General features: G+C 59.2%; 5 protein-coding genes. All 5 read right to left on the reverse strand.

Annotation, left to right across the window (positions count from 1 at the left end; all coding sequences use genetic code 11):
• Positions 1-318 precede the first annotated feature (318 nt).
• The gene (locus GIW04_RS28645) at positions 319-588 is read right to left on the reverse strand and encodes a hypothetical protein (RefSeq protein WP_236270534.1); all 270 of its coding nucleotides are present in this window, start codon (positions 586-588) and stop codon (positions 319-321) included.
• The gene (locus GIW04_RS28650; RefSeq protein ID WP_070414479.1) at positions 585-1,565 is read right to left on the reverse strand and encodes an integrase domain-containing protein; all 981 of its coding nucleotides are present in this window, start codon (positions 1,563-1,565) and stop codon (positions 585-587) included. Before GIW04_RS28650 ends, GIW04_RS28645 begins: the two co-directional genes overlap by 4 nt.
• Complete coding sequence (locus tag GIW04_RS28655) at positions 1,549-1,893, reverse strand: hypothetical protein (RefSeq protein WP_169918708.1); 345 nt, start codon at positions 1,891-1,893, stop codon at positions 1,549-1,551. Before GIW04_RS28655 ends, GIW04_RS28650 begins: the two co-directional genes overlap by 17 nt.
• Positions 1,880-3,286 (reverse strand): YfjI family protein, encoded by a 1,407-nt coding sequence (locus GIW04_RS28660; protein WP_169912706.1) that lies wholly within the window; start codon positions 3,284-3,286, stop codon positions 1,880-1,882. Before GIW04_RS28660 ends, GIW04_RS28655 begins: the two co-directional genes overlap by 14 nt.
• A gap of 689 nt (positions 3,287-3,975) precedes the next feature.
• Positions 3,976-4,078, reverse strand: a 103-nt coding sequence (locus tag GIW04_RS28665) for a transposase domain-containing protein (protein WP_156422911.1), incomplete at its 5' end; no start/stop codon positions are given.

A 4,078-nucleotide genomic window follows, 5' to 3' on the forward strand; every position in this document is an offset into this window, starting at 1 on the left:
GCCTGGACATGCCTGGCCCAGGACTCGCGCCGCGCGTGCATCGTTTCCATGTGAATCCCCTGCTGAAAAATACAGAGGATGCGGGCAGGGGTGCTCGAGGAGAAGGTGGGCGGGCTGGACGCTTACATCGCAACGTCGTACCGATTCGCTGAACATCCAAAAAGTACGCGCCACCGGCTACGATCCGTGTCGTGTAGTAGGGCGAAAGGAGTGACGACAGTCGCCAGATCTCTGGTATGCCTGCGCCTCTTCAGCCAAGCCCCTGAGTATGGGAAGGCTCCGCATTCCCATACTCGGGGGCTCACGCTTAAAGGTCTATCAGACAATCACGACTTTTGCCTTTCTACGGCGGATCAACCCTGCTGTTAACTCGTAGTAGTAGATGGTAGCTGGAGCTGAGCATCGCAAATAGTGCTCCAGAAACCATCTCACGTGCTTTTCTCTCCAGGACCAGGGAGTCGCGCACCCCCAGCGTTCACGAATCACCTCGTGCATCCTTTCTGCTTGCCTGATGTGCCGCTGCTGCGTGGCATGTCCACCTTTGAGCACAGGGCGCAGGAACAACGCTATGTCGAACTCGGCCGTCATCGCCGACCTCCGATGTAGGCACTCACCACATCGATGCGGTTATGTCCTAACTCGTGGCTGATCTGCTGTCGCGCCCGCAGATCAAGCTCTCGATCTTCGCGATGAACACGAACGCCATTTACAGGTGCAGGAAAGCCGGTCATCTGCTTATAGCGCTCACAGGCGTAAGCCGCCCGCAGCTCATGAAAGCCTTTCAATCCATGTTCATGCAGGAGGTCCCGTGCCGGTCGCACAACTAATTGCATAAACTCTTTGTAGCTCTCGCTGGGAGCCAACAGGTTCCGACTGCAACTGGGTGAAGCCTTCCAGGCCCTATCCAAGGCGCCATGGATCTGATCAGTGACCGCGATCCAACGCGGTGCTGACGCGCCTGATCGGCCGCCTTTGGTGCCGTCCTGGATGTTGATCTTGCCCAGTTGCCGCGCCTCACGTTGCAGTCGGGGCAGGTCCGCCAAGATCGCTTCACGCAGACGCATACCAGTCTCGCGGGCCAGATGCACAATTGCGGCCACTCGTTGCTGACTTCGCTCTGACAGCGCGCGTGCGATCAATTCGATCTGAGCACGATCTTGGCCTTGCGGTGCCTCCCCCCGTACGCTTGAGCGCTGCAAACCCAGCGCCTTGCTCGGACTGGAGATTTTGACGTACTGATCACCACGCAGCGCAGCCATCGTTCGGTTCACGCTTGACAGTCGGTTCTGCGCGGTGGCGATGCCGACGCTGCCCTGGTCAACCTGCTGCCTCATATAGGCGGCGTACCGCATGAGGATCTCGCGGTCGATCTGACGCGCGTCATTGAGCCTTGGCCCTTCCTCGGATCGACACCAATTCACGAAGGCCTGCCACCGATCGCTATGGGCTTTGACGGTAGCAAAATGGCCGTCGCCAAACAGATCTTTCAGGGCTTGCGGTCCGGCATAGCTGAGCTGGCGACCGAAGCCGAAATTGCGCCCAACTCGTCTACCGACCCGAGCCATTTTTCTGCTCCTGATCGACTGTACTGAGAGCATGCAAAAGGGCTCGCCAGTGCGCGCTCACAATGGCGATCTGAGCCCAATCAGTCGGGCGGAAACTCAGCGTATTGTCTGTGGCGTATAGATCTGCGCCCTCCTCTTTCAGCCATTGGATGATGGCTGTCGTCGAGGCCATAGTTTTACGGAGGGTGGCGACACCGGCGACAGCCCTCGTCCTGCTTGGTTTTGAACGTGGCGACAAAGTGGCGACAGTCGCGGCGACAAATCGCACTTTCGGCTCCTTTTGGCGTTGAGCCAGATGGTTGCGCAGCGCTTCATCAAGATTGAACATGGCGCACCTCGAAGGTGTGGCCGTCGGAGATCAACCACTGATGATCAATCAACTCGACCAGCAGCTTTGCGGCATGACGACTGCTCTTGCGGGCAAAGCGGGGACCGTTGCGATTCACATCTCGAATACTGAAGCGCTTCCAATCCTTGACCTGCAGCCAGCGCAACAGCCGGTCCGCCTCTTCTTTTACCCTGCACACCGGCTCCTGCTCGGTCAGGCGCTGGATCTCGGTGAGGTAGTAGCCAACTAAGGCCGAGGCACGCTGGATATGGTCGACCTCCACGACACTGCTCTCCTCAACAACGGCCAAAATACTGGCGACGCGCAAAAGGTTGTCGGCGGCCTTCGAACCGCTGGGCCGCACGCTGGCCAGCTCGCCAAACTCACCCAGTTGAGCTTCGATAGCATCATGCAAATCAATCCAGCGACGGCGGGCCAACGGGCTGAGGGTCAGGGATGACAACTGCAGAGCACCGTCAGCGGAAAGTGACCAGGGCTGATGAAACAGGGCTGAAAGGCGGTGGTGATAGCGCGTTAGGGCAGCGTCATGGGACAAGTCGACAGCCTGGTAGCTGCGTTGTCCAGCCAGGCTAGTGGGCCAGGTCATCAGGCAGCGGCCGAGAATGCCTTGCCCCTGCAGCAACGGGTCACTGAGCAACTGCATGGCTAGATACGGTTGCAGCATCAGGTGCAGGCTCAAGCGCCGGTCGTAGGCTCGCAGGCTTTCGCCAGCCATGGAGCGTGCACGATCAATTGGGCTAGCGTCCCAGAGTGACGATAAGGTCGTCACGGCTTTCAAACGATTGTCCCTATTCATGGTGCTGCTGCCGAGGAATTGTCCGCCCTCGTCACAGAACAAACCCATGCTGGGCAGGTCATGACAGAGCCCCTTGATCAGGGCCTCGATAGTCGGGTCCGTGGTGATCAGCCTAGGAGCTGAGGGCTCCGTCTCGAGCAGCGCCCCGTTCGCGGACTCAGGATCGGCAGGATTGATACGCTGCGCCTGCCGCTGTGCGGCACGGTGCCGTGCAAGCTGTTCGCGGTAACGCTGCCACTGCTCACGCTCCCATTGCCGTGCTGGCAGCAATGCACATCGGTCTGCCGCCGTTTTACGATCCCCCGACGCTGCCACCGTGATCAGGTACAGCGACAGGGGATAATTTCTCCCATCGAGCTGTAAGCCCGCATGACCTTGAGTGGCTAGGGCCGACGCGGCCAGCACCGATTGCGCGGCCAGTGCTTGGGGCACGCCGATGACCTCGGCCATGCGTTCCACCGCAGGCCCAAGAATCCCGCCCAGTGCCTGCACCGGATAAGGCTGGGCCACGGCATTCGACTCAAACAGCGGTCGAGGTGGTCGTGGTAGTTCAAGCTTCGGATCTAACTGGTGCATGGCCCTCTCCTCGTTCATTGCTGGTTGTCCTCACGTAGTCCCGCCACGGTTGTTGAGTGTTATCAGGGATCAAGGCCCCTGCGGCCTGTGAGGTGCTCACTGACGTGGAACGAACGGCTCCTTACGACCGGGAGCAAGGGCATGACCCCATGAATCTGGCCTCCTTAGACGCATCCGAAGATGCGGGCGGGTGGAGGCTGTGCCGACTGACGAGTTCGGCACCTAGAGATCCTGAGCGGGAGAAGGCAACAACATCGAAACCTGGGGCATGCCTGACTGTCAGTCAGGTACAGCCTTTCCATAGGCTGCGGCACTAGTGTCTGGGTCGTTGCGGATGGCGACGAATCGGATTTGTCGGGCCGATTGTCACGGGGAGAGTTGCGGCAATGCCATGTACGACGTGGCTTGCAGCAGAGGTACGAGCGCCCGTCTCTTTCCGGGAGAAAGAGACGGGCGCAGGTTGGCGCAATGAAATGGCCACGCGGTTAAGTTGCTGCAGGGCAGATAAGAAGGGGTATGAGTTGCCACAGTGGGCACACTAGTAAAAGTAGACATCCATCACATCGCTGTGACCGTGCGAGCCGCCGGACGCTAATCGCACTTTGGGAGAACCACCACGGTGTGGCGTAGCCTTAAAGGTTCTAGCTACCTGGGTTGCTGTCAACGGTAAGCGTCCAGCCGCCCCACCTTTACTCAGGTTGAGGCGCGAGGGGTAATAGCTCATCGATCCGGCTGTTGGGCCAGCTGGGTAGTTTTTCCAGCGTATCCTTGAGCCAAGCGGCGGGTTCGATG

Origin of the sequence: Pseudomonas sp. PA-4-8C (genome assembly GCF_021606625.1) — a bacterium.
Classification (GTDB): Bacteria; Pseudomonadota; Gammaproteobacteria; order Pseudomonadales; family Pseudomonadaceae; genus Aquipseudomonas; species Aquipseudomonas lactis.

Bases quoted from the DNA above. Each gene is read 5' to 3' on its own strand.
- GIW04_RS28645 (WP_236270534.1), bottom strand. From the start codon at position 588: ATGACGGCCGAGTTCGACATAGCGTTGTTCCTGCGCCCTGTGCTCAAA.
- GIW04_RS28650 (WP_070414479.1), bottom strand. From the start codon at position 1,565: ATGGCTCGGGTCGGTAGACGAGTTGGGCGCAATTTCGGCTTCGGTCGC.
- GIW04_RS28655 (WP_169918708.1), bottom strand. From the start codon at position 1,893: ATGTTCAATCTTGATGAAGCGCTGCGCAACCATCTGGCTCAACGCCAA.
- GIW04_RS28660 (WP_169912706.1), bottom strand. From the start codon at position 3,286: ATGCACCAGTTAGATCCGAAGCTTGAACTACCACGACCACCTCGACCG.